Here is a 19,734-nt window from a genome sequence, read left to right on the forward strand (position 1 = left end):
ATGGTATATTTTACTTCAATGCTTTATATATTTCTACTATTAATTCATTAAATTATTATACTAAGATAAACCAACGATGTTATTTTCGCTATCAAGATCAATCTTATAAGCCATTGGTGATTTCGGAAGACCTGGCATGGTCAAAATATTTGCTGTATATGCTACCAAGAAGCCAGCACCAGCATTTATTCTCATATCTCTAATTGTAATTTTATAATTTTCATCAGTTATTTTTACATTAGGATCATCTGATAGAGAATATGGAGTTTTTGCGATACAGATTGGCAAATTGGAATAAGATAAACTTTCTATTCTCTTTATTTCTTTGTTGGCTTTATCTGTATAAACAACATCCTTTGCCCTATATATTTCTTTACAAATAATTTCTATTTTTTCTTTAATAGATAAACTTGTATCATATAAGAATTTGAATTCATTTTCTTTTTCACATAATTCTACTACATAATTAGCAAGTTCAATAGCACCACTTCCACCATCGCTAAATACAGATGTTTCTATGGCTTTGGCATCAGCTTTTTCAGTTAATTCTTTTAATAATTTAACTTCATTGTCAGTATCGGTAGCAAATTTATTGATGGCAACAACAATATTTTTACCAAACTTTTTCATATTTTCTATATGAATTCTCAAATTTTTAAATCCAGTCTTTAAATATTCTAAATTTTCTTCTTGAAGATCTGATAAAGGCATTCCTGCGTGGTATTTTAAGGATCTTATAGATGTTACAATTACTGTTGCATCTGGTTTTAATCCGCCTAATCTACATTTGATATCGTTAAATTTCTCAGCTCCTAAATCTGCACCAAAACCTGCTTCTGTAACAACATAATCAGCTAAACCTAAAGCTGTTTTTGTAGCAAGTAAAGAGTTGCAACCATGTGCAATATTTGCAAAAGGACCACCGTGGATTAGTGCTGGTGTATTTTCTATAGTTTGTACAAGATTTGCTTTTAAAGCTTCTTTCATAACTACTGCTACAGATCCAGTAGCTTTGATGTCTTCAATTGTTACTGGATTATTATCAATGTCGTAAGCAACTATCATCTTACTTACTCTATTTTTGAAATCTTCAACACTTGTTGCTAAACATAAAACAGCCATCATTTCTGTTGCAACAGTTATATCAAATTTATCTTCTCTTGTTATGCCATCAGTTCTATTTCCCAAACCAATTACAATATTTCTTAGAGCTCTATCATTAATATCTAAACATCTTCTCCAAACTATACGTTTAGGGTCGATATTTTTTTCATTTCCTTGATAAATATGATTATCTAAAATAGCAGCTACAAGGTTTACAGCACTAGTTATAGCGTGAAAATCACCAGTAAAGTGAAGATTTATTTCTTCCATAGGAAGAACTTGGCTATATCCTCCACCAGTTGCTCCTCCTTTTTTACCAAAGGATGGACCCATTGAAGGTTCTCTTAAAACTGAGATCGCTTTTTTACCAATTTTATTAAGAGCCATTGATAAACCAATATTTAAGGTTGTTTTTCCTTCTCCACTTGGAGTAGGGTTTGTTGCTGTTACTAAGATAAGTTTAGAATTTTCTTTTTTTTGATTAGCATATGATAAATCAATTTTTGCCTTATAGTTTCCGAATTTTTCGTATTTTTCTATACCAAGATCTTTACAAATCTCATCAACATCTTTTAGTTTCACTTCTTTTGCTATTTCTATATCTGTTTTCATAAATCTACCTTTCTAAGATATTTAAAAATTCATTGCACAATTCATTATTTCTAGCCAAAAGCGGACCATGCAAATAAGTTCCAATAGTATTTTTATAACGAAATCCCTCTGTTTTATCGATTCCATTATTGCCATTACCCTCTACTACGATTCCAAACGGTTGTTGATTTTCTCCTAAATATGTAATACCACCATGATTTTCAAATCCATTATAGATTGAGCCATTAATAGAATCTCTTATCCTAATATTACCTGTAAATCTCTTTCCTTCTTCCTGATTTTTCGTATAATGATCAAATATATTTAAGCCTTCAATTTTATTATTATAGGCATCATAATAATACTTGCCTAATAATTGATAACCTCCACAAATGGCTAAAAATAAACCTGAATTTTCAATATACCTTTGGATTGCATTTTTTTTATCTTTTAAATCTAACTGAACAATACTTTGTTCGTAATCTTGACCACCTCCAAAAAATACAAAATCATATTTTTTCTCATCAAAACTATCTCCAAGACTTATAATCTCAGTTTCAACTTCATAGCCTCTTTTCTTCGCTTCATGAGTGAAAGCCATTATATTTCCGACATCACCGTAAGTATTAAGGAGGTTCCCATAAAGATGACAGATTTTTAATTTTTTCATAATTTTAGTAACTCCCTTAATCTAAGCATTGCGGTGTAGGTTGATAAAATGTATATATTATTGGATTTTGTATTTGAAATAATATCATTAATATCATTTTCGTAATCAAATTCACTAATCTCGCCCTTAAATATTTCAGATATTTCTAGCCTTCTTTTCATATCTTCTTTTCTTTTCCCCGATACATATACATCCTTAATATCTAAGTCTTTTAGTTTCTCATAATAAGAATCGTAAATCCAGCTAACATCTGTCCCATCAGCATAATTATCGTTTAGTAGACATATAAGGCTTATAGGTTCTTTTTCGAGTAGCATAAGATCTATAATTTGATTTAATCCAGTAGGGTTTTTTACAAGATTGATTATTAAATTTTTATCATTTATTTTTATATTTTCTTGTCTACCAAAAACGTTTTTTTGATTTTTTAATCCTCTATAAATTTCATCATAAGAAAGACCTAATTCTTTAGCACAACTTATTGCTGCAAGAGCATTGTAGATGTTATAAAGTCCACCAACGTTTATTTCATAAAACTCATTTCCCAAGTAAAAGCTAGAATAATTTGCTTCTAATCTATCTTTTTTATCTAATTTATAAGTTATTTTAGGAGATTTAAAGTCACAATTAGGACAAGCAAAATCTCCCAAAGAAGAATAATTATTTAATTTATATTTTAATATATGCTGGCATTTAGGACAAAGTATCCCATCAGAATTTAATTCAGGATCTAAAGAATAATCATTAGCTTCGTCTTTTTTATCCCTAATTGCAAAATATACTTTATCAAATTCATCTATTTGTGGGTAAGAGAAAATCGGCAAATCGCCATTTGCAATAATTTTTGCCTTAGGCATAATTTTTACACCAGAAATTATTTTTTTAAATATGTTATATATTTCTCCAAATCTATCCATTTGATCTCTAAAAATATTGGTAAAAACTATATAATCTGCTTTAATGTTTTTTCCAATTCGTAAAATATTGGCCTCATCGACTTCAAGCACTGCTATAGTTTCTTCATTACTTGGATTGTCTAACAAAGTAGTAATAATTCCTTGAACCATATTAGAACCAGATTCATTGGTATATACTTTATCATATTTTTCTTTTAGTATGCTTACTAGAAAATGAGTTGTCATTGTCTTTCCATTGGTACCTGTAACGAAAATAAATTTTGTATTCTTTGATAACTCATCTAGTATATTTTTATCTAACTTGTAAGCTACATAACCAGGAAGCGAGGTCGCATTATGATTGGTAATTTTTAGACCTCCTCTTATGGCTTTAGCTATAATTTTTGTAATTTTACTTTTTAAACTCATATTTTTAATATATCATAAATTTTTATTATATCCAATGATTAATATGTAATTATAAAATCATCTTCATCGTCTACAATTTTAAGCTCATATTTTTCTACATGATCAACTCTAATAAATCTTTGATTTTCTAATTTCTCTATAAATTCATCAATTGCATTTTCCTTTCCTTGAATAATGCATTCTACATCATAATTATAAAGATTTCTTACACTTCCAGTTAAATTAAGTTGATTGGCCAAAATTCTTGCTGTGTACCTAAATCCTACTCCTTGGACTCTGCCTTTAAATATCAATTTATATCGCTTCATAAAAGTATCCTCTTATTTTAGTTTTACTTGACAATTTAAAGCTTTCAAGTTTAATCTTATTGACACCCCCTATGGGTGTTAAGGAGGCAATATGAAAAAGCGTTTCGACGTAAGTGGAATGTCTTGTGCAGCTTGTCAGTCCAACGTTACAAAAGCTGTTGAGAAACTTGGAGTAAATGAAGTAAATGTAAATCTCATAAGTCAAAGTATGAGTGTTGATTATAATCCAGATATGATTTCTGATGAAGATATTATTACTGCCGTTGAAAAAATTGGCTATGGCGCAAGACTAAAATCTGATGAGACTAAAATAATTACAAAAAGTCCTGAAGATAAGGAATTAGCAAAAGATGAAGATAATACAAAATTTAGATTGAAAATATCATTTTTATTTTTAATTCCTTTGATGTATGTATCTATGGGTCCCATGTTTGGACTAGCTCTTCCCTATTATTTAATTGGTTATAAAGGATCTTTGCTAAATGCAATTGTTCAATTTTTATTGACTATGCCAGTTCTTATAGTTAATAGAAAGTTTTTTATAAATGGCTTTAAAGGATTAATTAATAGAGCTTATAACATGGATACGCTTATAGCTTTAGGTTCAAGTTCGGCATTCATTTATGGATTGTTTGCAATTTTAAGAATCGCCTATGGTTTTTCTTTTGGCAATGAAGAAATAATTCATCAATATATGCACAATTTATATTTTGAATCTTCAGCTATGATATTAACTCTAATTACCTTGGGAAAATATTTTGAAGCTAGATCTAAAGGACAGACTAAAGCATCTTTAGAGCATTTAATAGATTTAGCACCAAAACAAGCTACTATTATAAAAGACAATGAAGAAATTGTTGTTAGTGTAGATCAAATTAAAAAAGGTGATATTGTTTTAATAAAACCAGGTGATTCTATACCAGTAGATGGAAAAATCATAGAAGGATCTTCTTTAGTTGATGAGTCCGCTATAACTGGTGAATCAATTCCTATAGCAAAAAATATTGATGACAGAGTTATTTCTGCTACCATAAATAAACAAGGTAGTTTTAAATTTATCGCGACTGAAGTTGGAGATGATACAACTCTTTCTCAAATAATTAACCTTGTTAATGAGGCTAATGAAACCAAAGCACCAATAGCAAGGATAGCCGATAAAATTGCCGCAATATTTGTACCTGCTGTTATAATAATTTCAATTATTACTTTTATAATTTGGAAAATATTGGGTTATAACTTTGAATTTGCTCTAAATATGATGATTTCAGTTCTTGTAATTTCTTGTCCTTGTGCTTTAGGACTTGCAACTCCAATGGCAATAATGGTTGCAACTGGAAAATCTGCAGAACTTGGTCTTTTATTTAAAAATGCAGAAGCTTTAGAAAATTTACACAAAGTTGATAGTATTTTATTAGATAAAACAGGAACCATTACCAATGGTAAACCTATTGTCACAGATATTGATACGATTTTAAATGAAGATGAATTTATTAAAATTGCAGCCAGCATAGAAAATTCTTCAGAACATCCATTAAGTAATGCTATAGTTTTGTATGCCAAAGATAATGATATAGATCTTGAAAAAGTTGATGAATTCTCTGCAATTTCCGGCAAGGGAATTATTGGAAAACTTAACTCCACAACTTATTATGGAGGAAATGAAAAACTAATGCTAGATAATGATATAGATATAAGTTCTTACAAAAATTTAGCAGAAAAATATTCTTCTGATGGTAAAACTGCTATGTATTTTTCTGATGACAAAAAAGTTTTAGGCATTATAGCGGTTATGGATACTCCAAAATCCACCTCAAAATTAGCCATAGAAGAGTTAAAAAAACTTTCCTATGAAGTTATTATGCTAACTGGTGATAATGAGAAAACTGCAGAAGCAATTAGGAAAAATTTATCTATAGACAAAAAAATAGCCGAAGTCTTACCTAAAGATAAGGATAAGGTTGTAAAAAATTTACAAGATTCGGGTAAAAAAGTAGCGATGGTTGGAGATGGAATAAACGATGCCCCTGCCCTAGCTAGAAGCGATATAGGAATTGCTATAGGAAATGGAACTGATGTTGCAATAGATTCTGCTGATATTGTACTGATGAGAAATTCTTTATTGGACATAGTTAATTCGATAAATCTTTCTAAAGAAACTATAAAAATTATAAAAGAAAATCTATTCTGGGCATTTTTTTACAATGTGATTTTAATCCCTGTTGCCAGTGGAATTTTATATCCAGCTTTTGGAATAAAATTAAATCCAATGTTTGCCGCTTTTGCTATGAGTATGTCTTCAATATTTGTCTGCCTTAACTCATTAAGACTTAGATCATTTAAAGCAAAATTTGAAAACCAAGAAGTTATAAAAGATTCAACTAAAGAAAAATTAGAAGAAAATATAAAAGGAGAAAAATCAATGAAAGAAAACAAAAAATTAATCGTAAATGTTGAAGGTATGTCATGCGAACATTGCAAAGCCAATGTAGAAAAAGCTCTAAATTCTCTAGACTTTGTAGAAAAAGCAGAAGTTGATTTAAAAAATAAATTAGCTCTAGTAAGCTACTCTGATTTAGCTAATGAAGAAGCAATTGAAAATGCAATAAATGAAGCAGGCTATGAATTTAAAGGAATTGACTATAAATAATGAGGGCTGATAAGGCTAAGACAATTAGAAAATTAAAAACTGTAAGCGGGCAAATTGATGGATTAATAAAAATGATTGAAGATGATAGATATTGTATCGATATAAGTAATCAACTTATGGCTTCAATTTCAATTTTAAAAAATATTAACAAGGATATCTTAGGAGCTCATCTTGAGCATTGTGTCTATGATGCCCTTGAAAATGGCAAAAAAGATGAAAAAATAGAAAAAATAAAAGAAATTGAACAAATTATAGATAAATTAAATAAAATATAAAAAAGCTTCCTATTTTAAACGGATTTCATAAAATTGTATTACCAAGATTATGAATCCGTTTACTAGGGAGCTTTTAAAATTCTTTAATGAAATTAATTAAGAAAGAATTTTTTTCGATTATTTTAAAAATTATAATTCCAATTATGCTAACCATAACAAATTCACTAGCCATAAATGATGCTAACATCATTATAAAGCTTGTGGAATTATCTAAAATAAAATAGGTTCCTAAAGCTGGAACAGATGTCATTATTACTGGAAATAAAGATGCTATAAAAATATTATCTGTCTTTCTCATTAGCCTAAAAGCAATATATGAAGACAAAGTTCCAAAAATAACATCAAACCATGCCATCGGACTAAAAATATTAGCAATTGCACAGCCTAGCAAAAGACCTGGTATATACTTTTTGTTGTAGAAAACCAATAGTACCAAAATTTCTGAAAACCTAAATTGAATTGGTCCATATTGTGGCATTGGCACAACTAAAGTTAATACAGCATACAAAGCTGCTATAGCTGCGGATTTTACTAAAAAATTAGTGTCCTTAAAATAGTTATTATTCATTTTACTCTCCTTGATTTTTTTATAATGGGTGCCAAGAAACATTACCAAATTATTATACCACAAAATTAATAAGTGTCCCTATATTGAAGCAAATTTTTTTAAGCGTAGAATATCTTTATGAAAAAGAATTTTTTATGTCTAATACTTATTATCCTAATTCTTCCTTCTTGCCATAGCAAAAAAGAAAAAATAAAAAAAGGATTGGACAACGAAGAAAATTTGAATATTTTAACCAATATTAATAACTTAGCTATTGATACTTTCATCGTAAAGCCAAAGGATATTTCCATAAGTAATAATGATTTAGATGACGATTTGTCTACTAAAGTTAAATCAGACAATAAATCAGAACTAATCCTCAATATTAAAAAAGAAATAAATACTAATCCAAAGGCAAAATGGATTTATGATAATTTTTATAAAATTGATGATGTTGAAGCTTACTTAACTGGAAACGATTTAGATACAATTGAGTTTGTCTATAATATGAATAATAATATTACTGATTTCCCTTTTAAAGAAGGAGAATCTCTAGCTTTAGAAAGAAAAACTCCAATGTATCTTCAATGGGATAATCGTTGGGCTTATAAACAGTTAGGAAATCGAAATATTGGAGTTAATGGTTGTGGCCCAACTTCTATGGCTATGATTCTTTCAAGACTTAAAAACGATCCTTCTATTACTCCAGATAAGGTTGCAGAAGATGCTAAAGCTTATATGGTAGCTGAAGGAATTTCTTGGAATTTCTTTAATGATTACAAAAATAAGTATAATTACAACATAGAAAATGTCAACCTAGATGAAAATTTAATGAAAAAGGCTTTAGAAAAAGGTCCCTTACTTGTATCAGTAAAAAAGGGCTATTTTACCTTGTTTGGACATTTATTTGTAATAGATTCTTATAAAGATGGAAAATTCTTAATTAATGATCCTAATAGCATAAAAAATTCAAAGAGAGAATGGACTTTTGATGAAATAAAGGATCAGATTATACATATTTGGTCTATTTATTAACTTGACAAAAACAAGCTTATAATATATAATAATAAAGTATTGTTTTGCACCATTAGCTCAGTCGGTAGAGCACCTGACTCTTAATCAGGGTGTCCAGAGTTCGAGTCTCTGATGGTGCACCAATATTTTTTTTATTTAATAATATTTTCTTATATGTTATAGTTTTCTATAGCATATTTTTTTACAAAAAAAGTAGGTAAATTACTTACCTACTTTAAATATTTTTATCTAGATTCTAATATAGATCTCCTGTTTTTTTCTAACTGACTAGCTAGTTGTGAGAAATTTTCTGATGAAGATGAGAATAATTTATCTATATATTCATAAGATTGTTGGCGAAGTTTATTTGCTTCTGTCGCAGCTTCTTGCAAAATTCTATCAGCTTCTGTTCTTGCTTGTAGTGTTATTTCATGTTCAGAAATCATTCTTTGATATTGATCTTTTGCTTGTTCTTTGAATTTTTGAATCTCTTTGTCTGCATTTTCGAGTCTTTGATTTGCTGCAGCTTCTGCTTCTCCGATTATTCTATCTTTTTCTGCTATTGTCCATTCTGCTTGTTTGATTTCTTGAGGAAGTGAATCTTTCATTTCAGTTAAAATTTCGTAAATTTCATCTGGATCTACAGAAACTTTTCTTGAAAAAGGAACTGCGCTTGCCTCATCCATTACATCTTCCATTTCATTGATCAATTGAGTTATTGTACTTGCCATTTTTTCCCCCTAGTATTTATATTTTTCTTTTAATTTTAATTCAACATTCTTACTTACAAACGGTGATATGTCACCTTTAAAACTAGCTACTTCTTTTACACCGCTTGAGCTTATAAAGGAATAGTTAGAATTAGCTAATAAAAAAATTGTTTCTAAGCCATCATATAATGATGCATTGATTCTCGCAATATTTTTTTCATATTCATAATCTGCAACAAGTCTTAAACCTCTTGCTATTATCTTAGAATTTTCTTCTTTAGCAAAATTTACTAAAAGACCATCGAAAGATTTGATTTTAACATGATCTAAATCATTTTCTTTTATTACTTCTCTAATCATTTCTTCTCTTTCCTCTAAAGTGAAAAGAGACTTTTTTTCTTCATTTTTTAGAATAGCCACAACCACTTCATCAAACATATCATTTAATCTTTTTATTATATCGATATGCCCATAAGTCAGCGGGTCAAAACTTCCTGGATATATTACTTTCATTTTTGGTAAATATTAACTATTTTCCTTCCATAGACTTTTTCTTTTATTAAAAAAAGCTTATATTTTTCATCTAAATTTAATTTTTTATCAGATTCTGTTATTACTATACCATCCTCATTTAATAATTCATAATCATTTATTAATTGAATTGAAATTTTATAATAATCTGAATCAAAAGGTGGATCTAGATATATATAATCAAATGTTATATCATTTTCTTTATAAAATCTTAGTGCTTTTTTGAAATCTTTATTAGTTAGAATATAAGTGTTTTTGTCGAATTTATATGTATTTTCTTTTAAAATCCTAAAACTTGCTCTGTCAAAATCATTAAGATAAACTTTTTTTAATCCTCTTGACATAAACTCAATACCAATTTGACCAGAACCTGCAAACAAATCAAGGGCTGTTGATTGAGGGTCTATTGGATAAAGCATATCAAAGATTGCTTCTTTTACTTTATTTTCTGTCGGTCTAGTCAAATTGTTTTTTGGAGCTTTTAGTTTTAGACCCTTAAAATTTCCTGATACAACTCTCATTAATTTAATATAATCCTCTTATCTTCATCAAAAAACTTTTCAATTTCTGATAAATTAACATTATCATAATTAGTTTTTTTAGTAAAATCTAGTATTTCAAAACTTTTATCGATTTCTTTTTTAGTCATAGTTAAATATTCTATTTGCTCTAAATTTCTTCCATGTTGAATTGAGGATAATATTTTGCCCCCACCTCTTAGGTCGTAATCTTTTCTTGCAATCTCAAATCCATCTTGACTATTAACTAAAATATTTAACTTTGAATTTTTATTAGAATCATTGCTTACAAGATAGCAAAAAGAATCATAAGTTCCCCTGCCAACTCTACCTCGAAGCTGATGAAGAGTAGAAAGTCCAAAGTTAATTGCATTGTAAATTACCATAGTATTGGCATTTTTGACATCAATTCCCACTTCAATTACAGTTGTTGAAATTAAAACATCAATTTTCCCATCAGAAAAATCCTTTAAAGTTTTTTCTTTGTCTGCGGCTTTCATCTCACCATGGAGTTTTTTTACTGTGAAATTTTGAAAGTAGTCTTTATATCTCTTAAACAGATTTTCCAAGCTATTATTATCGCAAGAATTTATATTATTGGTAACAATATAAATTTGTCTGCCCATTTTTATGTTTTCTTTAAGTTTTTCAACAAGCAATTTTTCTAAAGAAATGCTAATAACTTTTGTATTTATTGGCTTTCTTCCTTTTGGAAGTTCTGTTATCATTGAAAGATCCAAAATTTTTGCAATTTTTAAACTTAAAGTTCTAGGGATTGGAGTTGCTGTCATAGACAAATAATTTACTTTTTTTGCTTTTAAAGCTAAATCTTGTCTTTGAAAAACTCCAAATCTCTGTTGCTCATCATTAATAACAAGCTTTAAATTTTTAAATTTAACATCATCTTGAATTAAGGCATGAGTTCCAATGACTATATCAATTTTTCGATTGAGTAAATCATTTTTTACCTGGTCTTTATTTTTACTTGATCCTGTTAATAATCCTAATTTCAATCCAAACGATTCAACAAATTCTCTATTTTTTTCAAATTGTTGAATTGCCAAAACTTCTGTTGGTACCATCATAGCAGATTGATAAGAATTAATAGCAAAAACAATCATTACAATAATAGCAATAATTGTTTTGCCAGAACCTACATCTCCTATTAATAGCCTATTCATAAGTTTACTATCATTTGCATCTTCTAAAATTTCTTTTAGGGCAATTAATTGTGATCTAGTCAGTTCAAAGGGAATTTTTTCTAAAATTTCATCCAAATTGTAGATTAAATTTATATCATCCTTATAATTATTTTCTCTATTTAAACAATCAAGAAAAATCAATTCTTTGGTAAAATCGAGGACTTTAAGCTGAGATTTAGCTTTTAGGAGCTTTTCCTTGCTTGTAGGTTTGTGAACTTCTAGTAAATTATCATATTTACTTTCTAAGTTAAATCTATCAAGCAAAGATTTATTAAAAATTTCTTCGCTCTTATCATAATAATTAAGTGCTTGCCTTATGAAATTAGAAATGTTTTTTTGATTTAATCCTGCAGTTAGTCCATAAATTGGAATTATTGAGCCAATAGAATCATCATTAAGCTCTGCAAAGGTTGGATTATAAGCAACATAAATTCCATTTTCATAATCAATTTTTGTATAGAATTTATAAGTTTTTCCTACAATGAGTTTGTTAGCTGAAAACCTATCGTTAAACCGAATTATTTTAATTTTATCAGAAGAATTTTCTTCTTTAGCATATAGATAAGTAATTAGTCTATTTTTTGTCCTAATTTGCTTAGCTTTACTAGTTATAATCCATTGGAAATAATGCTTTACACCAATATTAGCCTTAGAACATATGGATCTATTTCTCCTATCTTCAAAAGAATTCGGATAATAATTATAAAGATCAGAAATTGAATTTATATCTAATTTATTTAACAGTTCTTTTTTCTTAGGACCAATTCCCTTAAGATCTAATAAATCCATTATTCTAAAGTTATCGTGTAATAATATACTGGCTGACCACCATAAATTAATTCTGTATCTATGTCTTTGAATTTTTTCTCAAGTTTTTTTGCTAAGTTGTTAGCATCTTTTTTATCAATTTCTTTACCATAGTATATAGTAATTAAAGAAACATCGTCAAATTCTTCAATAGCTTTACTTAAAGTCTCAATTACAGAAACTTCTAGTTTTCTCTCAGATTTTACAATTTTCCCATCAAGAATACCTAAATAGTCGTCTTTTTTAATTTCAATACCACTTACTGATGTATCTCTAATAGAAATTGAAAATTCTGCTATATGCAAATCTTTTATAGCTTGATTCATATTATCAACATTTTCATTAATGTCGCTATCTTCATCAAATTCTAACATCGCAGAAAATGTTTCTGGTATTGATCTAGTTTCTACTACAACTGCATTTTTGTCAGTAATTTGACAAGCTTGTTTTGCGCTCATAATAATATTTTTATTATTAGGGAAGATTATTATATTTTCAGCTTTAATTCTATCTAGGGAATTATAAATATCTTCAGTTGAAGGATTCATAGTTTGACCACCAGAGATAATTTCATCAATTTCCATGCTTTTTAAAATTGCATCATATCCTTCCCCTCGGCTAACAGCAATAAAACCGTATTTTTTTAGAGGTTTTTCGCTTGCTTTTTCTATCAAACTAAGATCTGCTTTTGTATTTTCTAAATCTAATTTTAATATTATTCCATCTACAGAAAGCATTTGTATAAGACCAACAGCTGAGTCAGTTTTTACTTTGATCTTTAAGATATTGTCTTCATAAGATTGATCTATAATCTCTGCCATTGATTTAATAGATTCTATTGATTTTTGATATGAATCTTCGCTAAGAGCTAATTCTGCATTTAAAGTGTATGGCAAATCATCAGTTCTTACATTGCTTTCACTTTTAATATTTTCAATTTGATAATCACTATTTAGGGCAGCAAAAGCCCCTTTAAGAAGAATCATCAAGCCTTGTCCACCTGAATCTACGACTCCTGCTTCTTTTAGAACTGGTAATTGATTTGGCGTATTATCTAAAGCTATTTGTCCTGCTAAAATTATTTCATATAAATACTTGTCTATTTCAATGTCGTCAGTATAAATTTCACTTGCCTTATCAGTCATCTTTTGGCTAACAGTAAGAATAGTTCCTTCTGTTGGCTTCATAACAGCTTTATACGCAGTTTTATTAGCAAGATTAAATATTTCCTTAATATCTTCAGCAATTATTGCGGTTTTTCCTTTTGTAGCTTTTGATAGACCTCTTACAAGTTGTGATAAAATCACCCCAGAATTACCACGAGCTCCCATTAAAGTTCCCTGAGATAAGGCTTTAGTGATATCACTAACGTTATTAGCATTTATTTGGTTAGCTCTATCAACTCCAGATCGCATTGTCATAGTCATATTTGTCCCAGTATCACCATCTGGTACTGGAAAAACATTTAAGTCGTTTACTAATTCTTTATTTTCATTTAACAATTCATAAGCTCCAACAATCATTTGCTGAAGTTTGTTTGCATCAATTTCTCTCATATTCACCTACTTACCAATTCCTTGGACTAAAATGTTAACTGAATTAACTCTAACATTTAAGGATTTTTCTACTTTATATTTAACATTGTCTATAATATTTTGACTAACTACTGGTATCCTAATTCCATATAAAATAAATATTGAAACATAAATATCAATAGTGCCATTATCGCGTTTATAAATTTCTACTCCCTTGTTCATATTTTCAAGTCTTAAAAGTTCGTAGATATCATCTTTGGTTGATCTACTAGCAAGACCAACGACACCATAAGATTGCATTACTGTTGCTGCAATAATATTTGATATTACTGAATCATCAATAGTTACTTTTCCATAATTATTAACATATTTAACTGGCATATCTTCCTCCATTGATTTTTGGAATGTTATATCATATCTATTATACTATAACAAATGTTATTATTATACCATAAATTGAAATAAATATTAAAATTGACAAAAAATAAATTTATGATATATTGCAAGTATATATGTTAGATAGCTTCATATTTGCAAATGCAATAAGTACACTGTGAAATATTTATACATATATAAAATAAATTAAGCACAATTCTAAGATAGCCTTTTGGCTTTAGTACACACTTAGAATTTGAGAAGTTATTATTGATGATAAGGATTTTAAATGAATTACCTTAAACATGTCGAAGAATCCTGTATAGATTGCGGATTATGCACGAAAAACTGTATATTTTTGGAAAAATATAAGATAAATCTTAAAGATTTTACAAAAAGAGAAGATTTAGCTTTTTCTTGTTTTGAATGCAATAAATGTCAAAACGTTTGTCCAAAAAATCTAAATGGTGCATTTGTTTCAAATGCACTCAGAAAAAAGAATCCTAAATACAAATTTGTAAAATTAACAAAAGAACACTATCCTTATAGGAATTTACCTTATAAGAAAAAACGTTCGGAAGATATTCTTTTTTTAGGATGTAATTTTCCTGCCTTTTACCCTAAAACTTCAAAAAAATTAATTGAATTATTTAAAGAAAAAGGATTTGATTTTTCTATCGACTGTTGTGGAAAACCTGTTCCAAGTACAGGCTTTAAACCATCGATAAGTAAAAATTTATCTGAGGAAATTAAAAGTAAAAAAATTCAAAGAATTGTTACAGCTTGTCCAAATTGTTACCATTTTCTAATGAATAAGTATGATGCTAAAATAATTTCTATTTTTCAATGGCTTGAAGAATATGATTATATCGTTAATATAAATGAACCTATTAATATTTTCTTCCCCTGTTCAGATAGATATAATCGAGAAATTTTTGAAGTTATAAAAAGACATGCACCAAATTATAACGATAAATTTACATCAACTAACTGTTGTGGAGCTGGAGGACTTGCTAGTAAATGTGAAAGTGAACTTGCAAATGATATGACATCTTCAATCAAAGATGATGAAATATACACATATTGTGCAACCTGCTCTATGCGATTTTCAAAATATAACAAAGTTCATCACCTTGCTTCAGTTTTCTTAGGAATTGATGAAGAAGTTGATAATAACTTTTTTAAGAATGCAATTAAGGGTAAATTTTTATCATAAAATAAGAGGTAGATAAAAATGTTTAAATTAGATCAAGTAATAAAAAAAATTAGCTTTCCATTATTAGCTATTTTGTTATGCTTTTCCTTTACTTCTTGTCAAAATAGTAAAGATACTACTGATACTAAGGATAATAAGGAAGTAATTGAAACTGAAAAAGCTGATGATGCCAAATCTGATGAAAAAGAAGTTACTGAAACAGATAAAGAGGCTAACAAAGAAGATCAAGATAAAGAAGATACTAATGAAGAAGCTAAAATCATGGGAGATTGCTGTGCGCAAATCTCAAAAGAAATTTTCGTTAGTGCTGATTATCTAAAAGATGTATTTGATGGAAAAAAAGACGTAAAAGATTATGTAATAGCAGAAGTAACTTGGGGTGAAGATGATGCCAGCCCAGATTATCTAAAAAATCATATTCCTGGAGCTATTCATATAAATACTGATTCTGTAGAAGAAGGACCAGTTTGGAATCTTAAAAGTGATGATGAGATTGTAAAATCCATACTAAACTATGGAATTGATAAAGATACAACAGTATTTTTATATGGTCCTGATTCAGGAGTTGCAAGAGTTGCCTTAGCTTATCTAATTGAGGGTGTTGAAAACATCAAAATTATAAATGGTGGTATAAAAGCTTGGATGGATAAAGGTTATGAAACTGAAAGTAAAGCTAATAAAGCAGTTGCAAAAACAGACTTTAAAGGCGAATATCCAGCTCATCCTGAGCTTTTAGTAAGTCTTGATCAAGCTATAAAAGATATTGAAGATAAAGATGAAAATAAGCAATATATAACTACTAGAACCTATGAAGAATACATTGGAGAAACTAGTGGTTATACTTATATCCCAAAAGCTGGAGAACTTCCAGGTGCAATTTATGGTCATGATGAAGCTGATTATAAGAATGCAGATGGAACATATATTAGCTATGATGACATGGTAGAAATGTTAAAAAAAGAAGGAGTTAAACTTTCTAAAGAAATGATATTTTACTGTGGAACTGGTTGGAGAGCTGCTATTCCTGTATTGAAGTTCTATGAAAGAGGGACAAACGTGAAGCTATTTGATGGCGGATGGAACGAATGGCAAATGCATGATGAGCTTCCAGTTCAACTAGGCGATCCAAAAACTGATGTTAAGATGACAACAGTTGGCGAATTATCAAATGATAAAGCAAAAAAAGAATAAAATTATTACAATCAATATAATACAGAGTATTGGACTATTAGGAATTTTTATAGTCCAATACTTTGTAAATAAAAAAATGGGCGTTCAAAGAACTCTCATGTATTATAGTTACCTTATAGAAAACAAGTATAAGTTGCTATTCATACTTGTAAATATTGCATTTCTATTAAGAATTATTCTAATCTCAAAAAAATCTAAAAATCTATTCCCGACTTCTTTTATAATAACTATAATTATGTTTGGAATATTGCTATTAGATATTGATAAAATTAGATTAACGAGGTATCCTATATTGGTAATGCTCAGCATTATAAATATATTTCAATTTATTAAAGAGGAGAAAGTAAATGAAAAAATCAAATAAATTATTGGCACTATTATTAGTTGGTACATTAGCTCTACAAGCTTGTGGTAACAAAACTGATGAAACAAAAAAAGATGAACCAGCAGCAACAACAACTGAAGAATCTGCAACAACTGAAGATAATAAAGGAGAAAAACCTGCTGAAGAAGAAACTGAAACTGAAGAAGTTGAAGTAAAAGAAATGACAGGTGAAGATCTTGACAAAATCGAAGAAGATAACAAGCAAAAAGAAAAATATCTAGTAATCGATGTTAGAAGTGAAGATGATTATAAAAATGGTCATATTAAACACGCACTTTCTATTCCAGCAGAAGATCTTGAATCAAGATTAGCTGAAATTGAAGACTGGAAAGATAAATCAGTTGTAGTATATGCAAATAAAGCAGATGATTCTAAAGAAGCTTACAAAACATTAGCTGCCAATGGATTTACAGATCTTTATAACGCAGCTGGTTTAGAAGATTTCACATATACAACAGTTACAAAAGTAAAAACAGTTTTAGGAAAAGAATTTAAAGATTTAGCAGCTAGTGGTGATTATACAATAATCGATGCAAGAGATGCTAAAGATTATGATGCAGGACATATGCCTGGAGCAATAAATGTTCCATCTGATAAAATTGATGAAATTTATCCAACACTTCCAACAGATAAACCATTCTTAACTTACTGCTATTCTGGAAATAAGTCTTTTGTTATTGCTAGCAAACTAGCTGAAGATAGTCATGAAGTTATAAACGGATTCGACGGAACAAAAGAATACGAAGAATTTGACCTATCTGAAAAATAAAAGAGGAATAGATGAAAAATACACAAGTAGATAAAACAAACCCTAACGAGGAGAAACTAAATAAGTCTTCCAAATTAATTATTTTGATACCACTTGTTGCTTTGGTTTTAGCCTACTTTTTAATTCCACCATTTAAAAATGGTATAAATAGTGCAATTTCCGCACTAAAATCTGGAGGTATTAATTCTGTAATTGAATATATCAGAGGCTATGGTAAACAAGCTGCTGTAATTTCATTTCTATTAATGATCCTTCAATCAATTATCGCACCAATACCAGCGGTTATGATAACACTTGCAAATGCCGCAATATTTGGTTGGGTAAAAGGAGCAATTCTATCTTGGTCATCTGCTATGGTTGGTGCAGCTCTTTGCTTTTTCATTGCAAGAGCTTTAGGAAGAGATGTCGTTATAAAATTAAGTGGCAAGGGAGCCTTAGAAAATATAGAAGAATTTTTCAATAGGTACGGTAATTACACAATACTAATTGCTCGTTTGCTTCCATTTATATCTTTTGATGTTGTAAGCTATGCGGCTGGTCTAACATCAATGGGATTCTGGGGATTTTTTATAGCTACAGGAATTGGGCAATTGCCAGCTACTATAGTTTATTCTTACACAGGTGGAGAACTTGACGGTGGAATTCGTGGTATATTCTTCTTTGTTATTGGTATATCAGTCCTTGCTGTAATTGTAGCATTATTAAGGAAAAGATATAATGCCAAACACAAAACGAATTTTTAATATTATAAAAGCTATCCTAGTGATAGCTTTTATAATTTGGATAAATAAATCTATTAATATAGAATCTCTACAAGCAAGAATCGACTCTTTTGGCTCTTTAGCTCCAATTGTATATATAATTAGTTTTACTATTTTACCAGCCATATTTGTGCCAACCCTAACAATAGTTGTAGTTGCAGGTACTTTATTTGGTTTTTATAAAGGTATTACTTTAACTTTAATCGGAGTAATTACAAATACTACACTTATGTATTTTATTTCTAATAAATTTGCTAAGGATAAAATATATGATAGATTAAAAGATAAATTATCTCCACAATATTTTAATTTGATTTACACTAAGAATCAAAAAAAACTAATAACAACATTCTTCATTTCAAGGCTAATCCCTGCTATACCATACATTTTTGAAAATTATCTAGCTGGGCTAACTGAAATCAAATTGTTGCCCTATGTACTAACTACCGTTATCGGCGTTATTCCCGGAATGATGATATATTTAAATGTTGGTACTAATATAGGAAGTCAAAATAAAGAAAAATTTATTTTTTCTGTCATCCTTTTACTTGCTTTTACAGTATTAACCTTGTTAGCAAAGAAAATTTATGATAAAAAACATGGTAACGATAATAATTCCGACATACAATGAAGCTGATAATATTAGCAAGATTGAAGAATTTCTTAGTAATATCAAGGGCAATTTTGAGGTAATATTTTCAGATGGATTTTCATCAGATGATACATTTGATTTAATAAAATACCCAAAAATTAGAGAAAGAAAATTTAGATCCAATCAAATGAATGCAGCAGCTAAATATGCTAAAGGAGAATATCTTTTTTTCCTACATGCAGATTCTATTATTGGCCCTAATTGTGTAAATATTATAAATTCTTCAAATCTTGCAGCCGGTTGCTTTAAAATGAGTTTTATTCCTAATAATTTCAAACTTAAAACAATTGCCTATTACTCTAACAAGAGAGTTAGAAAAAGAAATATTGCTTTTGGAGATCAAGGGATTTTTGTAAAAAAAGATTTATTTGAAAAAATTGGAGGTTATAAATCCATACCACTAATGGAAGATTACCAACTTTCCTTAGATTTGATAGAAAGTGGAAATCCAATCAAGCAAATTTCTTATCCAATCTATACTTCATCAAGAAAATTATTGGGCAAAGAATTTATTACAGGCTATAGGATGAAAAAACTACAAAAAAAATACAGAGAAGGCTACGATATAGAAAAAATCGCAGAAATTTACAAAAAAATTTGA

Annotated in this window: 20 protein-coding genes and 1 tRNA gene; 10 read left to right on the top strand and 11 right to left on the bottom strand. The window is 28.8% G+C overall.

Annotated features, from left to right (window positions below; genetic code table 11):
* Positions 1–60: 60 nt before the first annotated feature.
* Genes GAN53_RS07680 through GAN53_RS07695 form a run of 4 tightly spaced genes read right to left on the bottom strand, consistent with a single transcriptional unit; the run spans position 61 to position 3,998 of the window.
* A complete protein-coding gene (locus GAN53_RS07680; protein WP_151410522.1) occupies positions 61–1,716 on the bottom strand; it encodes a formate--tetrahydrofolate ligase in 1,656 nt (551 codons plus the stop codon).
* A 4-nt stretch (positions 1,717–1,720) separates the two neighbouring features.
* A complete protein-coding gene (locus GAN53_RS07685) occupies positions 1,721–2,365 on the bottom strand; it encodes a type 1 glutamine amidotransferase (protein ID WP_151410523.1) in 645 nt (214 codons plus the stop codon).
* A complete protein-coding gene (locus GAN53_RS07690) occupies positions 2,362–3,690 on the bottom strand; it encodes a Mur ligase family protein (protein WP_151410524.1) in 1,329 nt (442 codons plus the stop codon). The genes GAN53_RS07685 and GAN53_RS07690 overlap by 4 nt, the downstream gene beginning before the upstream one ends.
* A gap of 38 nt (positions 3,691–3,728) precedes the next feature.
* A complete protein-coding gene (locus tag GAN53_RS07695) occupies positions 3,729–3,998 on the bottom strand; it encodes an acylphosphatase (RefSeq protein ID WP_151410525.1) in 270 nt (89 codons plus the stop codon).
* 91 nt (positions 3,999–4,089) lie between these two features.
* Here GAN53_RS07695 and GAN53_RS07700 point away from each other — a divergent pair, with 91 nt between their 5' ends.
* The gene (locus tag GAN53_RS07700) at positions 4,090–6,645 is read left to right on the top strand and encodes a heavy metal translocating P-type ATPase (RefSeq protein WP_151410526.1); all 2,556 of its coding nucleotides are present in this window, start codon (positions 4,090–4,092) and stop codon (positions 6,643–6,645) included.
* Positions 6,645–6,920 carry a metal-sensing transcriptional repressor gene (locus GAN53_RS07705; protein ID WP_151410527.1) on the top strand — a complete coding sequence of 92 codons (276 nt, stop codon included), beginning with the start codon at positions 6,645–6,647 and terminating at the stop codon, positions 6,918–6,920. The genes GAN53_RS07700 and GAN53_RS07705 overlap by 1 nt, the downstream gene beginning before the upstream one ends.
* A gap of 73 nt (positions 6,921–6,993) precedes the next feature.
* Here the strand turns inward: GAN53_RS07705 and GAN53_RS07710 are convergent, their stop codons facing one another.
* Positions 6,994–7,488: a QueT transporter family protein gene (locus GAN53_RS07710; RefSeq protein WP_099320652.1), complete on the bottom strand. Its 495-nt coding sequence runs from the start codon at positions 7,486–7,488 to the stop codon at positions 6,994–6,996.
* 117 nt (positions 7,489–7,605) lie between these two features.
* Between GAN53_RS07710 and GAN53_RS07715 the strand changes: the two genes are divergently transcribed.
* Together GAN53_RS07715 and GAN53_RS07720 are read left to right on the top strand one after the other, a co-directional pair.
* Positions 7,606–8,502 (top strand): C39 family peptidase, encoded by an 897-nt coding sequence (locus tag GAN53_RS07715; RefSeq protein ID WP_151410528.1) that lies wholly within the window; start codon positions 7,606–7,608, stop codon positions 8,500–8,502.
* A gap of 46 nt (positions 8,503–8,548) precedes the next feature.
* Positions 8,549–8,624 (top strand) — tRNA-Lys (locus tag GAN53_RS07720).
* A 102-nt stretch (positions 8,625–8,726) separates the two neighbouring features.
* On the opposite strand, the gene GAN53_RS07725 is transcribed toward GAN53_RS07720, so the two are convergent.
* From GAN53_RS07725 to GAN53_RS07750, 6 genes are read right to left on the bottom strand one after another with little or no spacing between them, the layout of a single operon-like run.
* A complete protein-coding gene (locus GAN53_RS07725; protein ID WP_099320650.1) occupies positions 8,727–9,212 on the bottom strand; it encodes an ATPase in 486 nt (161 codons plus the stop codon).
* Between the two features lie 9 nt (positions 9,213–9,221).
* Complete coding sequence (gene coaD, locus GAN53_RS07730) at positions 9,222–9,704, bottom strand: pantetheine-phosphate adenylyltransferase (protein WP_151410529.1); 483 nt, start codon at positions 9,702–9,704, stop codon at positions 9,222–9,224.
* Positions 9,701–10,243: a 16S rRNA (guanine(966)-N(2))-methyltransferase RsmD gene (gene rsmD, locus GAN53_RS07735; protein WP_151410530.1), complete on the bottom strand. Its 543-nt coding sequence runs from the start codon at positions 10,241–10,243 to the stop codon at positions 9,701–9,703. The genes coaD and rsmD overlap by 4 nt, the downstream gene beginning before the upstream one ends.
* Positions 10,243–12,231 (bottom strand): ATP-dependent DNA helicase RecG, encoded by a 1,989-nt coding sequence (locus GAN53_RS07740; RefSeq protein WP_151410531.1) that lies wholly within the window; start codon positions 12,229–12,231, stop codon positions 10,243–10,245. Before GAN53_RS07740 ends, rsmD begins: the two co-directional genes overlap by 1 nt.
* Positions 12,231–13,805 carry a DAK2 domain-containing protein gene (locus tag GAN53_RS07745; protein ID WP_151410532.1) on the bottom strand — a complete coding sequence of 525 codons (1,575 nt, stop codon included), beginning with the start codon at positions 13,803–13,805 and terminating at the stop codon, positions 12,231–12,233. Before GAN53_RS07745 ends, GAN53_RS07740 begins: the two co-directional genes overlap by 1 nt.
* A gap of 6 nt (positions 13,806–13,811) precedes the next feature.
* Positions 13,812–14,165, bottom strand: a complete 354-nt coding sequence (locus tag GAN53_RS07750; RefSeq protein WP_099320645.1) for an Asp23/Gls24 family envelope stress response protein — start codon at positions 14,163–14,165, stop codon at positions 13,812–13,814.
* A 283-nt stretch (positions 14,166–14,448) separates the two neighbouring features.
* Between GAN53_RS07750 and GAN53_RS07755 the strand changes: the two genes are divergently transcribed.
* The 6 genes from GAN53_RS07755 (at position 14,449) to GAN53_RS07780 (ending at position 19,734) form a co-directional block, all read left to right on the top strand.
* The gene (locus GAN53_RS07755; protein ID WP_151410533.1) at positions 14,449–15,375 is read left to right on the top strand and encodes a (Fe-S)-binding protein; all 927 of its coding nucleotides are present in this window, start codon (positions 14,449–14,451) and stop codon (positions 15,373–15,375) included.
* A gap of 18 nt (positions 15,376–15,393) precedes the next feature.
* On the top strand, positions 15,394–16,566 hold the full coding sequence (locus GAN53_RS07760) for a sulfurtransferase (RefSeq protein WP_151410534.1): 1,173 nt from the start codon (positions 15,394–15,396) through the stop codon (positions 16,564–16,566).
* A gap of 347 nt (positions 16,567–16,913) precedes the next feature.
* Positions 16,914–17,720, top strand: a complete 807-nt coding sequence (locus tag GAN53_RS07765; protein ID WP_151410535.1) for a rhodanese-like domain-containing protein — start codon at positions 16,914–16,916, stop codon at positions 17,718–17,720.
* 11 nt (positions 17,721–17,731) lie between these two features.
* On the top strand, positions 17,732–18,463 hold the full coding sequence (locus tag GAN53_RS07770) for a TVP38/TMEM64 family protein (RefSeq protein ID WP_151410536.1): 732 nt from the start codon (positions 17,732–17,734) through the stop codon (positions 18,461–18,463).
* Positions 18,438–19,112 (top strand): TVP38/TMEM64 family protein, encoded by a 675-nt coding sequence (locus tag GAN53_RS07775; protein WP_151410537.1) that lies wholly within the window; start codon positions 18,438–18,440, stop codon positions 19,110–19,112. Before GAN53_RS07770 ends, GAN53_RS07775 begins: the two co-directional genes overlap by 26 nt.
* Positions 19,069–19,734 (top strand): TIGR04283 family arsenosugar biosynthesis glycosyltransferase, encoded by a 666-nt coding sequence (locus tag GAN53_RS07780; protein WP_225791849.1) that lies wholly within the window; start codon positions 19,069–19,071, stop codon positions 19,732–19,734. Before GAN53_RS07775 ends, GAN53_RS07780 begins: the two co-directional genes overlap by 44 nt.

It is taken from the genome of Anaerococcus sp. Marseille-P9784, from assembly GCF_902500265.1.
GTDB lineage: Bacteria > Bacillota > Clostridia > Tissierellales > Peptoniphilaceae > Anaerococcus.